This is a genomic window from Enterobacter cloacae complex sp. OE43NF (genome assembly GCF_023544405.1).
In the GTDB taxonomy this organism is placed as follows: Bacteria; Pseudomonadota; Gammaproteobacteria; order Enterobacterales; family Enterobacteriaceae; genus Enterobacter; species Enterobacter cloacae.
Window position 1 is genome coordinate 130,150 of the sequence record NZ_JAMJFW010000001.1, and the last position, 17,104, is coordinate 147,253.

The following is a 17,104-nucleotide window of genomic DNA, read 5'->3' on the forward strand; positions in this document are numbered from 1 at the left end:
CAACCTGTAAACTATTCAGACAATTGTTGTCTTGACGCGGTGAGGGCGCTAAGCAGAATCCCTGATTCGTTTTCTGACCGGAATAGTTATGCAGGCATTGCTGGAACATTTTATTACCCAGTCGGTTATGTATTCGCTTATCGCCGTTGCGCTGGTGGCGTTTCTGGAATCGCTGGCGCTGGTTGGGCTGATCCTGCCTGGTACGGTGATGATGGCGGCGTTGGGCGCGTTGATTGGCAGCGGTGAGGTCAATTTCTGGCAGGCATGGCTGGCCGGTATGATCGGCTGCTTACTGGGCGACTGGATCTCCTTCTGGCTGGGCTGGCGTTTCAAGAAGCCGCTGCACCGCTGGTCTTTTATGAAGAAGAACAAAGCGTTGCTGGATAAAACCGAGCATGCGTTGCATCAGCACAGCATGTTTACGATCCTCGTCGGGCGCTTTGTCGGGCCAACGCGTCCGCTGGTGCCGATGGTCGCCGGGATGCTGGATCTGCCCGTCGCAAAATTCGTTTTGCCGAACATTATCGGCTGCGTCTTCTGGCCGCCGTTCTACTTCCTGCCGGGGATCCTGGCGGGGGCGGCAATTGATATTCCAGACGATGTGCAGAGCGGTGGCTTTAAATGGTTATTGCTGGCAACAGCGCTGCTGTTATGGCTCGCTGCATGGTTGTGCTGGCGGCTATGGCGCAGCGCGAAAGCAAATGTCGATCGTCTGACGCGCTATCTGCCTCGTTCGCGCTTGCTGTGGCTGGCGCCGCTGACGCTGGGCGTTGCCGTCGTGGCGCTGATCGCGCTGATTCGCCACCCGCTGATGCCGGTGTACGGTGAGATCCTGTTGAAGGTGGTCAGCCGTTAAGGATCCCCAGCAGGTGCGACGCGCTTGCTTTGCCACTCATCAACTCTTCGGTTTCACCATCCCACACGATCCGACCCTCCGCGATCACCACCGATCGCGGGGCGATGCGTGCGGCATCTTCAATACTGTGTGACACCATCAGCATCGTCAGTTGCTGACGCTGGCAGACCTCCTGTACCAGGGCGAGCATCTCCTGACGCAGCGCGGGATCGAGTGCAGAGAAGGGCTCATCCAGCAGCAGTATCGGCTGCTCGCGAACCAGACAGCGAGCCAGCGCCACGCGCTGACGTTGTCCGCCAGAGAGCTCTCCGGGGAGCCGGTCAATAAACGTGGTGATGCCCATCTGCCCGGCAATCTTTTCCAGCTTCTGGCGCTGCGCGTCGTTCAGTTTCAGCCCCGGATCCATACCCAGCGCGATGTTTTGCCGCACCGTCAGATGGGTGAACAGGTTATTTTCCTGGAACAGCATCGAGACCGGACGCCTGGCGGGCGGGGTGTAGGTATGGTCGTTGTTTTCAATCATTATCGACCCGCTTGCCGGTTGCAGAAAACCGGCAATCAGATTGAGTAAGGTACTTTTCCCTGCCCCGCTTGGGCCAAGCACGGCAATCATCTCACCCGGGTGTACCGACAGGCTGAAACGCATAGGCAGGTGCTGGTAGAGCCAGGTGACATCAGTCAGTTTTAACATTGCGCCCCGGAAGTTTTTCGATAACGGTAAATAAGGCAAAGCACAGCAACAGCAGCAACAGCGCCGTGACGGCCCCCTCCTGGCTGCGATAGGAGCCGATCTGCTGATACAACCAGTATGGCAGCGTGCGGAAATCTTCATTGCCGAAGAGCGCCACCACACCAAAATCTCCAATGGAGAGCACACAAGCGAAGGCCAGCGCCTGAGCAAGCGGGCGTTTCAGCGCTCGCAGTTCAACCACCTTAAACCGGCGCCAGCCCTGTAGACCAAGCGACTGACACAGCAAAGCGTAACGGCTGTTGACGTCGCGCATGGGGTTTTCCAGCACCTTCAGCGCATAGGGAATGGCCATCAGGGCGTTGGTAAAAATCACGATTCCGTCGGCGCTTTCCGGCAGACCAACCGTACTGTTGAACAATAAAAAGAAGCCGGTTGCCAGGACGATGCCCGGCATTGCGAGGATTAACATCCCCGTCAGCTCCAGCGCTTGTCCGGCTTTGCGCGCCTGGCGCGCATAAAGTTCGCGACTGCTCCACAGCAGCATCATGGTCAGCACGACACACAATAGCCCGGCAGCCAGTGCGATGCGCAAGGATGTCCAGGTCGCCTGCCAGAGGACGGGCTGTTGCAACACGGAGACGAGGTTAAGGTTAACGCCATCGACGATGACGGCCATCAGCGGTGGCAGAAGCAACAGCAGGGCCAGTACGATCAACATCACATCCGCGATTCGGCTGTGCAGGCTGTCCTGTGGATCGCGCCAGCCTGTAATCTGATGACTGCCCGGTGGAATGGCTTTGCTCAGACGCTGACTCAGCAGGACCAGCACAAGACAGCATAGCATCTGTACCAGAGCCAGAAGCGCAGCGCGGCCGGGGTCGTAGTCGTAACTCAGCGCCTGGTAAATCGCCAGTTCGATGGTGGTCGCCTGTGGTCCACCACCAAGAGAAAGCACGGTGGCGAAACTGGCAAAACAGAGCATGAAGATCAGCGCCGCAACCGGAGGGATTTGACGGCGCAGCCACGGCCATTCGACAAAGCGGAAGAATGACCAGCCGCGCATATCCAGCTGTGCCGCAAGCTGACGCTGCTCGCCGGGGATAGCCTCCAGCGCCTGTAAAAAAAGCCGGGTCGCCATGGGCATGTTGAAAAAGATGTGCGCCAGCAGAATACCTTTGAGTCCGTAAGGGGAGAAGGTCCACTCCAGACCAAGCAGGTTAAAGAGGGCGGCCAGCCAGCCCTGACGACCATACACGCTCAGGATCCCAAATACCGCCACCAGGACGGGCAGGATCAGCGTCATGGCGCACAGTCTCAACAGCGCCTCCCTGCCGGGGAAGCGTCTGCGGTAGAGCGCCCGCGCGAGAAAAATGGCCGGGATCACCGACAGCAGGGCAGAGAGAAACGCCTGCCAGAAAGAGAACCGGATGACGTGCCAGAGATAGCTGTCGTGCCAGAGGGAGAGCAGATCACTCTCTGGCGCGTTAAACCACAATGCCAGAAAAGCACCCAGACTGACCGCCACCATCACTACAGCGGCGAGCAGTCCGGGAAATAACCAGCCGGGAATTAGCGGCTGACGGCGCGTTGCCATTCACTTACCCATGCTGCTCGCTGCGCGGCGACCTGCTGCGGCGTAAACTCCAGCGAGGTTTGCGGTTTGGTCAGTTGCTCAAAGCCAGCAGGTAGCGTCACGTTGGTCACCGGATACATCCAGTTACCCGTAGGGATCGCATTCTGGAACGCCGGGGAGACCATGAATTTCAGGAACTTCTCGGCCAGTTCCGGCTGCTTGCTGGCGGCAGTGCGGGCAGCCACTTCCACCTGCAGATAATGACCTTCAGCGAAATCAGCGGCGGCGTAGTTGTCTTTCTTCTCGGCGATAATGTGATAAGCCGGGGAGGTGGTATAGCTCAGCACCAGGTCGCTCTCCCCTTTCAGGAACAGGCCATAGGCTTCGCTCCAGCCTTTGGTGACGGTCACGGTTTTGGCGGCCAGCTTCTGCCACGCCTCCGGCGTTTTATCACCGTATACCTTCTGCATCCACAGCAGCAGGCCCAGACCCGGCGTGCTGGTGCGCGGATCTTCATAAATCACGCGCCATTTCTGGTCGCTTTCCACCAGCTCCTTCAGGCTTTTCGGCGGGTTCTTCAGCTTGTTTTTGTCATAAACAAACGCAAAATATCCGTAATCGAACGGCACAAAGGTGTCGTTTTTCCAGCCGCCCGGCACGTTAACCGCATCTGCCGCTACGCCGCTTTTGGCGAACAGTTTCGTTTGCGAGGCCGCATCCAGCAGGTTGTTATCCAGGCCGAGTACCACGTCGGCCTTGCTGTTTTTACCTTCCATACGCAGACGGTTAAGCAGCGAGACGCCATCTTCCAGCGCCACGAATTTCAGTTCGCAGTTGCAGTCGGCTTCAAAGGCTTTTTTGACGACCGGGCCTGGGCCCCAGTCGGCAGAAAAGGAGTCGTAGGTGTAGACCGTCAGGACGGGTTTTGCGAAAGCAGGTAGCGCAAACAGCGCCAGCAGGGGAAGCACTTTTTTTAACACTTTGCACCTCAAGGTTGAGTGGCAAAGGATTTTGAGCGACAGCCTCAAATCCCTTCGCCGGCGTTATCCGGATCAGGTTCGACGGGTATTATCTCAGCGCACATCAGTGATGCAGCACCCCGTTGAGAACGGCGCTATTGTAATGATTTGGCGAATATTACGAAAGTGTTATGGCTCTGGTGGCGCAAACCAGGCGGATTTAAAATCAAACCAGCCCAGCGTATTCATCCGTAACCCCCGCATACTGCGCTGGCCCTGGATCATCAGCCAGTGGTGGATCAGCGGCACGATTGCCTGTTCGGCCAGCAGCGCCTGACACCAGGTGGCCAGGTTCATCTCGCCCGCACGCCATTGCGCCGCATCCTGCTGCCAGTCCCGATCGATACAGTGCTGGATCAGCGGGACTTCATACAGGTGTGAGAAGAGCGAGAAATCGAGCGGCAGGGTGAAGTTGGCGCTGTTCAGCCAGATATCGCTGGTCAGTTCCCCCTGGTGCCATTCGTCATAGTCCACTTCCCTGATGTCCAGCCGGACGCCTTCTGCGGCCAGCAGTCTGGTCATGATCCTGGCGATAAAACGGTGTTCCACGTGCTCGCGGTAGTAGGTCAGGGTAACAGACTCCAGCCCTGCCGGTTTGTCACAGTGGGCAGGCCGGGCATGATGCCAGCGAGGAAGCAACCCGTACGCCGGGAACCAGTACGTCTGATACTGTTCTTCCGCATGGTAAATCAGATTAGAAGGAGATAAGACGTGGCTGATCCATTTGCGTACCGCCTGATTGGCCCCGCGGTGAGTGCGGCTGTCAAACAGCAGGTAGTAGCAGCCCTCCTCAAGGCGGCTTTCCACCGCCTTTTCGCCCGTTGTGGGGCCTTCAAGCGTCAGCCCGGCGCTGAGCTCTTCATTGAGATCCGGTAATACCCAGACGTTCACTTCGTCGATCAGCGCCCGGTAGCCAAAATAATCATCAAACGCGCGAATTTTCAGCTGGTTATTGGTGTTACGCGACACGGCATAGGGCCCGGTGCCAATGGGCTGGCTGGCAAAATTGTGCAGCGATTCCCACTCTCCTGGCAAAATCATTGATGGGACATACCCCAGCAGCCAGGGGAGCCATTTATCCGGCTGAGACAGTTCAATATCCAGCGTCCAGGCGGTGGGGGAGTGAACGCGCGAGATATGCGAATAAAGCGGAAGCTTGCGGGCACGTTCCAGTGAGGCGATGACATCGCGCATTTCCAGCTCGCGGCCGTGGTGAAAGTGGATGCCGGGACGTAAGAAAAAGCGCCAGTGACGTGGGGAGAGTTGCTGCCAGTGGTGCGCAATATCAGCTTCCAGTTCCCCGTTTTCCTCATTTATTCGCGTCAGGCCGCTGAATATTTGTCGCGCCATATGGGTTTCTGAGCGGCGTAAGGCCGTGCCGGGGAGCAGATTCTTCATCGGGCGATAGTAGAGCACACGCAGAATGTGGCGGCCCTGACGAAAACTCCGCCCAAGATGGGAGACCAGCATCTGACGTACTGCGGCTTTATCGCCTACCAGTTGCACCAGCTGATCGATTCTGTCCTGTTCCAGCAGGTCTTCTGCTCGCTGTTGCTGCAAGGCCAGCCCGGTATAGAGAAAGGTCAGGCGTGAGCGTTTGCCGCGTCCCGCTTCGGCTTCCCAGTTTAACCAGCCCTGTTGCTGCATGGTGTTAAGCAGCGTGCGCATATGACGTCGGGAGCAGTTAAGGAGTTCAGCCAGTTCGTTAAGCGTGGTCTCCTGCGATTGCCCTTCGCAGCACTGCCAGAGGCGGATGAATTGTTGTTGCAGACGACCAGAAGGCATAAAAGGGGAACTCCTGACAAAAAATCAGCAATTTATTAATCCCTATATTAAGCCAATAATGATTCCCGATGAAGTGAGGAGGTACATTATGAAGAGGTCTACCGCACGTCAGTTTTATCAGCAGTACTTTTCAGCGACAAAAGGAACGTCCTGGCTGGCCCGTCAGTGTGCTGAGCAACGGCTGAAAATGTTAGAAGAACTGATGCAGTGGGACGTTACGAAACCGACCTCTTCTCGCTAACTCGCCTCGATCATGTGTGACTGAGTATTGGTGCTTATCACCCGCCAGCAAAATGTTTTTTGCTGGCTTTTTTCGTTTATTCTTTCACCCAATTTCGATTCGCTTTCACAAGGACTTGCAGATGCTCTGGTTAATGACGATGGGGCGACGCCTGAACGGCGTGTATGCCGCTTTTATGCTGGTGGCCTTTATGATGGGCGTGGCGGGGGCGCTGCAGGCACCGACGCTGAGTCTTTTTCTCAGCCGGGAGGTGGGGGCGCAGCCGTTTTGGGTCGGCCTGTTTTATACCGTGAACGCCATCGCCGGGATCCTGGTGAGCCTGGGGCTGGCGAAACGATCCGACAGCCAGGGCGATCGCCGCAAGTTGATCCTATTTTGTTGCGCCATGGCTGTGGGTAACGCGCTGCTGTTTGCCTTTAATCGTCACTACCTGACGCTGATCACCTGCGGCGTGCTGCTGGCCTCACTGGCGAACACCGCCATGCCTCAGCTGTTCGCGCTGGCCCGGGAATATGCCGACAACTCGGCGCGGGAAGTAGTGATGTTTAGCTCGGTGATGCGTGCGCAGCTCTCTCTTGCATGGGTCATTGGTCCGCCGCTGGCCTTTATGCTGGCGTTGAATTACGGTTTTACCGCCATGTTTTCCATCGCTGCGGGGATTTTTGCCATTAGCCTGGCACTGATTGCCTTCGTGCTGCCGTCAGTGGCGCGTGTCGAACAGACAGCGGATAAACCCATTACTCAGGTGAGCGGCTGGCAGGACAAAAACGTCCGTATGCTGTTTATCGCCTCCACGCTGATGTGGACCTGCAACACCATGTATATCATCGATATGCCGCTATGGATCAGCAGCGATCTGGGGCTGCCGGATAAGCTCGCGGGGATCTTAATGGGGACGGCCGCCGGGCTGGAAATTCCGGCGATGATTCTGGCGGGATACTACGTGAAACATCTCGGGAAACGCCGGATGATGCTGATAGCCGTAGCGGCCGGAGTGCTTTTCTACCTGGGGCTGATTTTCTTCCATTCACGAGAGGCGTTGCTGGCGCTGCAGCTGTTTAATGCTGTGTTTATCGGGATCGTGGCCGGGATAGGGATGCTCTGGTTCCAGGATCTAATGCCCGGACGGGCGGGTTCGGCGACCACACTCTTTACCAACAGTATCTCTACGGGGGTAATTCTGGCGGGGGTGATTCAGGGGGCGTTGTCGCAAAGCTATGGACATGGGTCGGTGTACTGGATGATTGCACTAACGTCGATTGTCACGCTGATGCTGACCTGGCGCGTAAAAGACGTCTGATTCTGGAAGGCGCCTTCACGAAATGAAACGATTTTCTGACAGAGTTTAAGAAGACAAATAGAGTGCGTGGCGGGTGCTTGAGGCTGTTTGCCTCAGGCTTTCGCAAGAGGCAAACAGTGGAGAGTCCCACATCAAAAAACTGATGGGGAGACCAACTTCACAACCAACATTGCGAGGTTAGTCTCTTCATTGCCGAAAAGCAATAAGGAGGCTGGAATGCCAAAACGTACTCTGCTGTTAGGTTTGTTTCTGATCTGTACAACGCTGTTGATCTTCACCTGGATGGTGCGTGATTCACTGTGTGAACTGCATTTCAGACAGGAGAAAACAGAGCTGGCAGCAGTGTTGGCTTACGAAGCAAAACGTTAGCGGTATGGGCGGGGAAAGTTCCCCGCCTCTCCAGAGTGGTTGAGCCTCAACGCACCCTTATCAATGGCCCGCATCGTGCGGGCCATTGCCTTTAGCCCATAAACGCAGGCTGTTTTTTCTCGTATGCGGAGATGGCGTCTTCATGCTGAAGCGTCAGGCCAATGCTGTCCAGACCGTTCAGCATGCAGTGGCGACGGAAGGCATCGATGCTGAAGCTGTAGGTTTTATCTCCGGCTTTCACCACTTCCGCTTCCAGATCCACTTCAAACGACATGCCCGGATTTGCCTTAACCAGCGCGAACAATTCATCCACTTGCTCGTCACTCAGCGTCACCGGCAGCAGCTGGTTGTTGAAGCTGTTGCCGTAGAAGATATCTGCAAAGCTCGGGGCGATCACCACTTTAAAGCCGTAATCGGTCAGCGCCCATGGCGCGTGCTCGCGTGAGGAGCCGCAGCCAAAGTTTTCCCGTGCCAGCAGAATGGAGGCGCCTTTATATTCCGGGAAATTCAGCACAAATTCCGGGTCAGGTACCTGACCTTTATCATCCAGAAAACGCCAGTCGTTAAACAGATGAGCACCAAATCCGGTGCGGGTGACCTTCTGCAAAAATTGCTTCGGGATGATCGCATCGGTATCGACGTTAGCGGCGTCCAGAGGGACAACCCGGCCTGTATGTTGGGTAAATTTCTCTGCCATGATTGTCTCCTTATTTCAGGCTGCGAATATCGGCGAAATGGCCGGTAACTGCCGCAGCGGCGGCCATCGCCGGGCTGACCAGGTGGGTGCGTCCACCGCGGCCCTGACGACCTTCAAAGTTACGGTTACTGGTGGAGGCACAACGTTCGCCCGGATTCAGGCGGTCATTGTTCATGGCCAGACACATGGAGCAACCAGGCAAGCGCCACTCGAAGCCTGCTTCGATAAAGATCTTATCCAGGCCTTCGGCTTCCGCCTGCGCTTTTACCGGGCCGGAGCCTGGCACAACCAGCGCCTGCACGCCGGGTGCCACTTTACGGCCTTTGGCGATCTCCGCCGCAGCGCGTAAATCTTCGATACGCGAGTTGGTGCAGGAGCCAATAAAGACTTTGTCGATGGTCACATCGGTCAACGGCACACCGGGTTTGAGACCCATATACGCCAGCGCTTTTTCGGCACTGGCGCGTTCGACCGGATCGGTAAATGAGGCCGGATCGGGAATAGTGTCATTCACGGAAATGACCTGACCCGGATTGGTTCCCCAGGTCACCTGCGGGGCAATCTCCTCCGCCTGCAAGGTAACAACGGTGTCAAAAACCGCGTCATCATCGGTTTTCAGGGTTTTCCAGTACGCGACGGCGTCAGCGTAATCCTGATCTTTTGGCGCGTGCAGACGCCCTTTTACATAGTTGAAGGTGGTTTCATCCGGCGCCACCAGGCCTGCTTTGGCCCCCATCTCGATGGCCATATTGCACAGAGTCATACGACCTTCCATGCTCAGCGCCTGAATAGCGTCACCGCAGAACTCAACTACGTGCCCGGTGCCGCCGGCACTGCCCGTTTTACCGATGATGGCCAGCACGATGTCTTTCGCGGTGATCCCCGGCGCGGCTTTGCCTTTCACTTCAATCTTCATGGTTTTGGCTCGGCCCTGTTTCAGGGTCTGCGTAGCCAGAACATGCTCAACTTCAGAGGTGCCAATACCGAACGCCAGTGCACCAAACGCGCCGTGCGTTGCGGTATGGGAGTCGCCGCAGACGATGGTCATGCCGGGCAGGGTGATCCCTTGCTCAGGTCCCATCACGTGAACGATACCCTGATACGGATGGTTCAGATCGTAGAGCTCGACGCCAAACTCGTTACAGTTCTTGATCAACTCCTGCATCTGGATACGCGCCATTTCGCCCGACGCATTGATATCTTTGGTCTGGGTGGAAACGTTGTGATCCATTGTCGCGAAGGTTTTACCCGGCTGACGTACCGGGCGTTTGTGCGCACGCAACCCATCAAATGCCTGTGGGGAGGTCACTTCGTGTACCAGATGCCTGTCGATATAGAGCAGTGGGGTTTCGTTTGGTGCCTCATAGACAACGTGTGCATCAAACAATTTTTCATATAACGTCTTCGCCATGATTACACCCCTTCAGCGACATAGCGGGCAATGATGTCGCCCATTTCATCGGTACTGACTGCCGCCGTGCCGCGTGCTAAATCACCGGTACGGACGCCTTCTTCTAACGCGCGATTAATGGCGTTCTCAATTGCGGTTGCCGCATCGCCTGCATCCAGGCTGTAGCGCAGCAGCAGAGCCAGGGAGAGGATCTGCGCAATCGGGTTAGCGATGTTTTTACCTGCGATATCCGGCGCGGAGCCGCCAGCAGGCTCGTACAGGCCAAAGCCTTCTTCGTTCAGGCTCGCTGACGGCAGCATGCCCATGGAGCCGGTGATCATCGCGCACTCATCCGAGAGGATATCGCCGAACAGGTTGGAGCACAGCAGCACGTCAAACTGGGACGGATCTTTAATCAGCTGCATTGTCGCGTTATCGATGTACATATGCGACAGCTCAACGTCAGGATAATGCTTAGCAACTTCGCTGACGATCTCACGCCATAAGATGGAAGACTGCAGCACATTCGCTTTGTCGATAGAGGTCACTTTATGGCGGCGTTTGCGTGCTGACTCAAAAGCGATATGGGCGATACGTTCAATTTCGAAACGGTGATAGACCTCGGTGTCGAACGCTTTTTCATGCTGGCCGCTGCCTTCGCGGCCTTTTGGCTGACCGAAATAGATCCCGCCGGTCAGCTCACGTACGCACAGAATGTCAAAGCCGTTAGCGGCGATATCCGCGCGCAGCGGGCAGAACTCTTCCAGACCCTGATACAGCTTTGCCGGACGCAGGTTACTGAACAGCTTGAAATGTTTACGCAGCGGCAGCAACGCGCCGCGCTCTGGCTGCTCTGCGGGTGGCAGGTGTTCCCATTTCGGGCCACCCACGGAACCAAACAGGACTGCATCGGCGTTCTCGCAACCCTCTACCGTTGCTTTTGGCAGCGGCGTACCGTGATTATCGATAGCAATACCGCCCACGTCGTAGTGGCTGGTGGTAATTTTCATCGCAAAACGCGAGCGAACGGCTTCCAGTACTTTCAGCGCCTGTGCCATCACTTCCGGGCCAATACCGTCACCCGGCAACACAGCAATATGGTAATTCTTCGACATTACACGGTTTCCTTGTTGTTCTCTTTATTCTGAGCTTTGCGTTGCAACTCTTTTTCGACTTCAGCGGCGCGCCAGATATTGTTCAGGACATGCACCATCGCTTTCGCAGAGGATTCGACGATATCGGTCGCCAGACCCACGCCGTGGAAACGACGGCCGTTATAATTGACCACGATATCCACCTGACCGAGTGCATCTTTGCCATGGCCTTTGGCCGTCAGGTCATATTTGACCAGCTCCACGTCGTATTCGGTGACGCGGTTAATCGCCTGGTAGATAGCATCGACAGGACCATTGCCGTTTGCCGCTTCCGCTTTTATCTCATCCCCGCAGGCCAGCTTGATGGATGCCGTGGCGATATCGCTGGAGCCGGACTGCACGCTGAAGTAATCCAGACGGAAATGCTCTGGCTCTTCCTGCTGCTTATTAATGAAGGCCAGTGCTTCCAGGTCATAGTCGAACACCTGACCTTTTTTGTCGGCCAGCTTCAGGAACGCGTCGTACAACTGATCCATGTTGTAATCGCTGTCCTTGTAACCCATCTCTTCCATACGATGTTTCACTGCCGCACGGCCGGAGCGGGAGGTCAGATTCAACTGAACCTGGTTCAGACCGATCGATTCCGGGGTCATGATTTCGTAGTTTTCGCGGTTTTTCAGTACGCCATCCTGGTGGATACCGGAAGAGTGCGCGAATGCGCCGGTACCGACAATCGCCTTGTTGGCGGGGATCGGCATGTTGCAAATCTGGCTGACGGTCTGGCTGGTACGCCAGATTTCATTGTGATTGATGCGGGTGTGCACGTTCATGATGTCTTTGCGCACTTTGATCGCCATGATCACTTCTTCCAGGGAACAGTTGCCTGCGCGTTCCCCGATACCGTTCATCGCTCCTTCTACCTGACGGGCACCGGCGTGAACAGCGGCGATGGCGTTGCCGACGGCCAGGCCTAAATCGTCGTGGGTATGAACTGAGATAATTGCCTTATCAATGTTTGGCACACGATCATACAAGCCAGTAATGATGTTGGAGAACTCAAACGGCATGGTGTAGCCGACGGTGTCCGGGATGTTGATGGTTTTGGCACCGGCATTAATGGCGGCTTCCACCACGCGCGCCAGATCCTCAATTGGCGTGCGGCCTGCGTCTTCACATGAGAATTCAACATCATCCGTATAGTTGCGCGCGCGTTTGACCATGTAGACCGCGCGCTCAATCACCTCGTCGAGGGTGCTGCGCAACTTGGTGGCAATATGCATGGGGGAGGTGGCAATAAAAGTATGAATACGGAATGCTTCAGCCACTTTCAGTGACTCGGCGGCAACGTCGATGTCTTTCTCAACGCAGCGTGCCAGACCACAGACGCGGCTGTTTTTGATGGTACGGGCGATGGTCTGTACCGATTCGAAATCACCCGGAGAAGAGACCGGGAAACCCACCTCCATCACGTCGACACCCATACGTTCGAGAGCCAGCGCAATCTGCAGCTTCTCTTTCACACTCAGGCTCGCCTGTAATGCCTGTTCACCGTCACGTAAAGTGGTATCAAAAATAATGACTTGCTGGCTCATGGGTTAGGTCCTTGTCAGTCTTAGGGCGCCTTGCTACGAGCATAAAAAAACCCGCGCAGTGGCGCGGGTTTTTAGTCTTACTGGTGACGATTCAACGCTGAATTTCGCCCGCCAGTCTACCGCGCACAGAGAATGCGTTTAGTAGTAGTAGACCGGTGAAACGAATGGTGCGAATCATGAATCGTGCTCCGTTAAATTCAATATGCTTTTAGTGGTACTGGATATGGGGGTTGATGTCAACCCCTGACAACAAAAACGACCCCGATCGCACGATGTTCCAGAGAATTTGATTTAGCTAATTGTGCTGGTTTTTATCTTTCATGCCTTTTGAAAAGTCTATTTTTGGACTGGAGATTCATCTCCGGAACGATTTAAATATAATTAGTATCAATTCAACATACGTCTGTAATGGATGAGCCCTGAGAAGAATTGTTTTTAATTTCATTGGCTTATTAGTGCTGCAAATAAAAATGCAGTAAATAAAGCGTGAGCAATGATGCGAGTTTGTTAATTGTTTGGCATGGCTCACGTGAATAGTTTAATAATACTTAAGTTATCATTAACCGAAGGGCGATTGTGTATTTGTCTTGATTATGGTTTCATGCAAACCATAATGTCATTGATATCATTTATGCGAAATTTCATCTCACCATCAATGACCTGGGCGAAGTCACCCTTTTGATGATGCGCTCTTTATATTTTCCGAATTTTAAACAATTCTCTTTCGCTGGTTGTATCTGCATGGTAAATCATATTTTTCGAAATTATTACTGTAATTTGGCAAAGGGAGTTTAGCGTGACAGTGGAGCCAGGAGTGCCAGAAAATAATATTAATCAACCTCAGGGTTATAATGGGGTTAAACCTCAGTTACGCACCGTGGATCTCAATCTGTTGACCGTGTTTGACGCGGTGATGCAGGAACAGAATATCACGCGGGCAGCGCAGTCTCTGGGGATGTCGCAGCCTGCCGTCAGCAATGCGGTATCCCGGCTTAAAGTGATGTTTAATGACGAATTGTTTGTTCGTTATGGCAGGGGGATTCAACCCACGGCGCGTGCATTTCAGTTGTTTGGCTCTATCCGCCAGGCGTTACAGTTGGTGCAAAATGAGCTGCCGGGATCGGGTTTTGAGCCCTTAAGCAGTGAGCGTGTTTTCCATCTTTGTGTATGTAGCCCGTTAGATAATTATTTGACGTCCGTGATCTACAATAAAGTGGAAGAAATTGCGCCCAATATTCAACTGGTATTTAAATCTTCTCTTAATCAGAACACAGAACATCAGCTTCGGTATCAGGAAACAGAATTCGTTCTGGGATACGAAGAGTTCCGTCGTCCGGAATTTTCCTGTGTACCGCTGTTTAAAGATGAAATGGTACTGGTCGCCAGCAAAAAACATCCACGAATGAATATGCCGCTGCGCGAAAGTGATGTTTATAACGAGCAGCACGCTGTTGTTGCCCTCGACCGATACGCCTCATTTAGTTTGCCGTGGTATGACACTGCGGATAAACAGGCGAGCGTGGCTTATCAGGGAATGGCCATGGTCAGCGTCTTAAATGTGGTTTCCCAGACCCATCTGGTCGCTATTGCCCCGCGTTGGCTGGCGGAGGAGTTTTCGGAACCCTTAAATCTGCAAATCCTGCCGTTGCCACTCAAACTCAATAGCCGTACCTGTTATCTTTCCTGGCATGAAGCCGCAGGCCGGGATAAAGGCCATCAGTGGATGGAAGAGCTGCTTATTAGCATTTGCCGCCGATAAGCGCGTCAGGATAAATCACATCGGCGTGTGTGGTTTATCCTGCGTATTTTTTCATTTGCGGTATTTTGTGCTGTTGTTATTTTTTCTGGCTACTGCCAGCTTCGCAAAAATAGATGATTTCCTGAAAGGTTGCGCTTTTCAGCGATGATTTATCACCTCACGAACGAATCACAGTGGAATTAACCATATCCTCCCTGTAACGCTGCTTTTTGTGCTTCTGACCCCGTTTGCCGCGTCCTGTTTGCTAATTGCCTGCCTCAAAACGAGCGGTTAAGGTAACGATCACTCTGCAATATATAAGATTGGTTCATCACGATCGTAAGACGGTGTGGAAATGAATTCTGCAGTCCGTCTATAACAAAATGCCTGGAGGCAAAGCATGGAGATGTTGTCTGGCGCGGAAATGGTCGTCCGATCGTTAATCGATCAGGGCGTTAAGCAGGTGTTCGGCTACCCTGGAGGCGCAGTTCTGGATATTTATGATGCGCTTCATACGGTAGGCGGCATTGACCATGTTTTGGTGCGCCACGAGCAGGCGGCGGTGCACATGGCTGACGGGCTGGCGCGTGCGACGGGTGAAGTGGGCGTGGTATTGGTCACCTCCGGCCCTGGCGCGACGAACGCAATTACCGGTATTGCGACAGCCTATATGGACTCCATCCCGCTGGTCATTCTATCCGGGCAGGTCGCAACGTCACTGATTGGCTACGATGCATTTCAGGAGTGCGACATGGTGGGGATTTCACGCCCCGTTGTGAAGCACAGTTTCCTGGTGAAGCAAACTGAAGACATTCCCGGCGTACTGAAAAAAGCCTTCTGGCTGGCAGCCAGTGGGCGGCCTGGTCCTGTGGTGGTCGATCTGCCTAAAGATATTCTTAACCCGGCAAACAAGCTGCCGTATGTCTGGCCGGAAACGGTAAGCATGCGCTCCTACAACCCAACGACACAGGGCCACAAAGGCCAGATCAAACGTGCGTTACACACGCTTCTGGCTGCGAAAAAGCCGGTGGTCTATGTCGGCGGCGGCGCGGTTAACTCAGCCTGTGAAATGCAACTGCGTGAGCTGATCGAAAAATTGAATCTTCCTGTCGCCTCGTCACTGATGGGACTGGGCGCCTTCCCGGCAACGCACCGCCAGGCTCTGGGTATGTTGGGCATGCACGGTACCTATGAAGCTAACATGACGATGCATCATTCGGATGTGATCTTTGCCGTTGGCGTGCGCTTTGACGATCGCACGACCAACAATCTGGCGAAGTACTGCCCGAACGCCACCGTGCTGCATATTGATATCGATCCTACGTCTATTTCGAAAACGGTACCGGCGGATGTGCCGATCGTTGGGGATGCGCGACAGGTTCTGGAGCAAATGCTGGATCTGCTATCGCAGGAAACCCCTTCACAACCGTTGGATGAGATCCGCGACTGGTGGCAACAGATCGAGCAGTGGCGAGCACGTCAGTGTCTGAAATACGATACCCAAAGCGAAAACATTAAGCCGCAGGCGGTGATCGAAACCCTCTGGCGTCTGACGAAAGGTGAAGCCTATGTCACCTCAGATGTAGGTCAGCATCAGATGTTTGCCGCGCTTTATTATCCGTTTGATAAACCACGTCACTGGATCAACTCTGGTGGTCTGGGGACAATGGGCTTTGGGTTACCTGCCGCACTGGGGGTGAAGCTTGCGCTGCCGAATGAAACCGTCGTTTGCGTGACAGGAGACGGCAGCATTCAGATGAATATCCAGGAACTCTCCACCGCGTTGCAATATGAACTGCCGGTTCTGGTTCTGAACCTGAATAACGGTTATCTCGGTATGGTGAAGCAGTGGCAGGATATGATCTACTCTGGCCGCCATTCTCACTCCTACATGAAATCGCTGCCGGATTTTGTTCGTCTGGCCGAAGCCTATGGTCATGTCGGGATGCGGGTGACCGAGCCGGCAGAGCTGGAAGCGAAACTTGCTGAAGCGCTTGAACACGTCAAAAATAACCGCCTTGTTTTCATGGATGTCATTGTCGATGGCACAGAGCACGTTTATCCGATGCATATTCGCGGTGGTGGTATGGACGAAATGTGGTTAAGTAAAACGGAGAGAACCTGATATGCGCCGGATATTATCTGTATTACTGGAAAACGAGTCTGGCGCACTGTCACGCGTTATTGGACTCTTTGCACAACGCGGCTACAACATTGAGAGCCTGACCGTTGCCCCTACCGAGGATCCTACTCTGTCGCGCATGACGATTCAGACCGTCGGCGACGCCAAGGTGCTTGAGCAGATCGAGAAACAGTTACACAAACTTGTCGATGTTCTGCGCGTGAGCGAACTGGGGCAGGGGGCCTATGTAGAACGTGAGGTCATGCTGGTGAAAATTCAGGCCAGCGGTTACGGCCGTGAAGAGGTTAAACGCAACGCGGATATCTTCCGTGGGCAGATTATCGACGTTACCCCTTCTTTATATACGGTTCAGCTGGTGGGAACGAGTGACAAGCTGGACGCATTCCTTGCGTCCGTGAGGGATGTGGCAAAAATTGTTGAGGTTGCGCGGTCGGGCGTTGTCGGCCTTTCGCGCGGCGAGAAAATCATGCGTTAGCAGACAATAAGGTTCGCCTCTTTCAGCCCGGTCACCAAAGCCGGGCTTTTTTTTGCGTAATACGCCGATAACACAGATAAAAGCGGTTGCCGCGAAAGCTATTCTGCGTTTAGATGTTAAAAGATTTAACCATAACCTTGA

The 17,104-nt window shown here is 54.2% G+C and carries 16 protein-coding genes and 1 riboswitch; of the genes, 7 read left to right on the forward strand and 9 right to left on the reverse strand.

Annotation, left to right across the window (positions count from 1 at the left end; genetic code table 11):
• The first annotated feature begins 88 nt into the window (after nucleotides 1-88).
• Entirely contained in the window at nucleotides 89-856 is a 768-nt protein-coding gene (locus tag M8370_RS00620; protein WP_013095552.1) for a DedA family protein, read from the forward strand.
• On the opposite strand, the gene thiQ is transcribed toward M8370_RS00620, so the two are convergent.
• From thiQ to sgrR, 4 genes are all read right to left on the reverse strand, one after another.
• Complete coding sequence (thiQ, locus tag M8370_RS00625) at nucleotides 846-1,547, reverse strand: thiamine ABC transporter ATP-binding protein ThiQ (protein ID WP_250020368.1); 702 nt, start codon at nucleotides 1,545-1,547, stop codon at nucleotides 846-848. The genes M8370_RS00620 and thiQ overlap by 11 nt on opposite strands.
• Nucleotides 1,531-3,141: a thiamine/thiamine pyrophosphate ABC transporter permease ThiP gene (gene thiP, locus M8370_RS00630; RefSeq protein WP_250020369.1), complete on the reverse strand. Its 1,611-nt coding sequence runs from the start codon at nucleotides 3,139-3,141 to the stop codon at nucleotides 1,531-1,533. The genes thiQ and thiP overlap by 17 nt, the downstream gene beginning before the upstream one ends.
• A complete protein-coding gene (gene thiB / locus M8370_RS00635; RefSeq protein WP_013095555.1) occupies nucleotides 3,117-4,100 on the reverse strand; it encodes a thiamine ABC transporter substrate binding subunit in 984 nt (327 codons plus the stop codon). Before thiB ends, thiP begins: the two co-directional genes overlap by 25 nt.
• A 31-nt stretch (nucleotides 4,101-4,131) precedes the next feature.
• Nucleotides 4,132-4,232, reverse strand: a riboswitch (TPP riboswitch).
• A gap of 36 nt (nucleotides 4,233-4,268) precedes the next feature.
• A complete protein-coding gene (gene sgrR, locus M8370_RS00640; protein ID WP_013095556.1) occupies nucleotides 4,269-5,924 on the reverse strand; it encodes an HTH-type transcriptional regulator SgrR in 1,656 nt (551 codons plus the stop codon).
• Nucleotides 5,925-6,012: 88 nt separating this feature from the next.
• Here sgrR and sgrT point away from each other — a divergent pair, with 88 nt between their 5' ends.
• From sgrT to M8370_RS00655, 3 genes are all read left to right on the forward strand, one after another.
• Entirely contained in the window at nucleotides 6,013-6,165 is a 153-nt protein-coding gene (sgrT, locus tag M8370_RS00645) for a glucose uptake inhibitor SgrT (RefSeq protein WP_013095557.1), read from the forward strand.
• A 121-nt stretch (nucleotides 6,166-6,286) separates the two neighbouring features.
• Nucleotides 6,287-7,465 (forward strand): sugar efflux transporter, encoded by a 1,179-nt coding sequence (locus M8370_RS00650; RefSeq protein WP_013095558.1) that lies wholly within the window; start codon nucleotides 6,287-6,289, stop codon nucleotides 7,463-7,465.
• Between the two features lie 216 nt (nucleotides 7,466-7,681).
• The gene (locus tag M8370_RS00655) at nucleotides 7,682-7,834 is read left to right on the forward strand and encodes a Hok/Gef family protein (RefSeq protein ID WP_010427008.1); all 153 of its coding nucleotides are present in this window, start codon (nucleotides 7,682-7,684) and stop codon (nucleotides 7,832-7,834) included.
• A gap of 91 nt (nucleotides 7,835-7,925) precedes the next feature.
• Here the strand turns inward: M8370_RS00655 and leuD are convergent, their stop codons facing one another.
• The 5 genes from leuD to leuL form a co-directional block, all read right to left on the reverse strand.
• Nucleotides 7,926-8,531 (reverse strand): 3-isopropylmalate dehydratase small subunit, encoded by a 606-nt coding sequence (gene leuD / locus M8370_RS00660; protein ID WP_013095559.1) that lies wholly within the window; start codon nucleotides 8,529-8,531, stop codon nucleotides 7,926-7,928.
• A 10-nt stretch (nucleotides 8,532-8,541) separates the two neighbouring features.
• Nucleotides 8,542-9,942: a 3-isopropylmalate dehydratase large subunit gene (gene leuC / locus M8370_RS00665; protein WP_045292743.1), complete on the reverse strand. Its 1,401-nt coding sequence runs from the start codon at nucleotides 9,940-9,942 to the stop codon at nucleotides 8,542-8,544.
• A 2-nt stretch (nucleotides 9,943-9,944) separates the two neighbouring features.
• Nucleotides 9,945-11,036, reverse strand: a complete 1,092-nt coding sequence (gene leuB / locus M8370_RS00670) for a 3-isopropylmalate dehydrogenase (RefSeq protein WP_013095561.1) — start codon at nucleotides 11,034-11,036, stop codon at nucleotides 9,945-9,947.
• Nucleotides 11,036-12,607 (reverse strand): 2-isopropylmalate synthase, encoded by a 1,572-nt coding sequence (gene leuA / locus M8370_RS00675; RefSeq protein WP_013095562.1) that lies wholly within the window; start codon nucleotides 12,605-12,607, stop codon nucleotides 11,036-11,038. The genes leuB and leuA overlap by 1 nt, the downstream gene beginning before the upstream one ends.
• Nucleotides 12,608-12,698: 91 nt before the next feature.
• Nucleotides 12,699-12,785: a leu operon leader peptide gene (leuL, locus tag M8370_RS23545; RefSeq protein ID WP_071885196.1), complete on the reverse strand. Its 87-nt coding sequence runs from the start codon at nucleotides 12,783-12,785 to the stop codon at nucleotides 12,699-12,701.
• A gap of 636 nt (nucleotides 12,786-13,421) precedes the next feature.
• Between leuL and leuO the strand changes: the two genes are divergently transcribed.
• The 3 genes from leuO (at nucleotide 13,422) to ilvN (ending at nucleotide 16,963) form a co-directional block, all read left to right on the forward strand.
• Nucleotides 13,422-14,366 (forward strand): transcriptional regulator LeuO, encoded by a 945-nt coding sequence (leuO, locus tag M8370_RS00680; RefSeq protein ID WP_013095563.1) that lies wholly within the window; start codon nucleotides 13,422-13,424, stop codon nucleotides 14,364-14,366.
• Between the two features lie 379 nt (nucleotides 14,367-14,745).
• Nucleotides 14,746-16,470, forward strand: a complete 1,725-nt coding sequence (gene ilvI / locus M8370_RS00685) for an acetolactate synthase 3 large subunit (protein WP_038418678.1) — start codon at nucleotides 14,746-14,748, stop codon at nucleotides 16,468-16,470.
• A gap of 1 nt (nucleotide 16,471) precedes the next feature.
• Complete coding sequence (gene ilvN / locus M8370_RS00690) at nucleotides 16,472-16,963, forward strand: acetolactate synthase small subunit (protein ID WP_008501994.1); 492 nt, start codon at nucleotides 16,472-16,474, stop codon at nucleotides 16,961-16,963.
• Nucleotides 16,964-17,104: the final 141 nt, after the last annotated feature.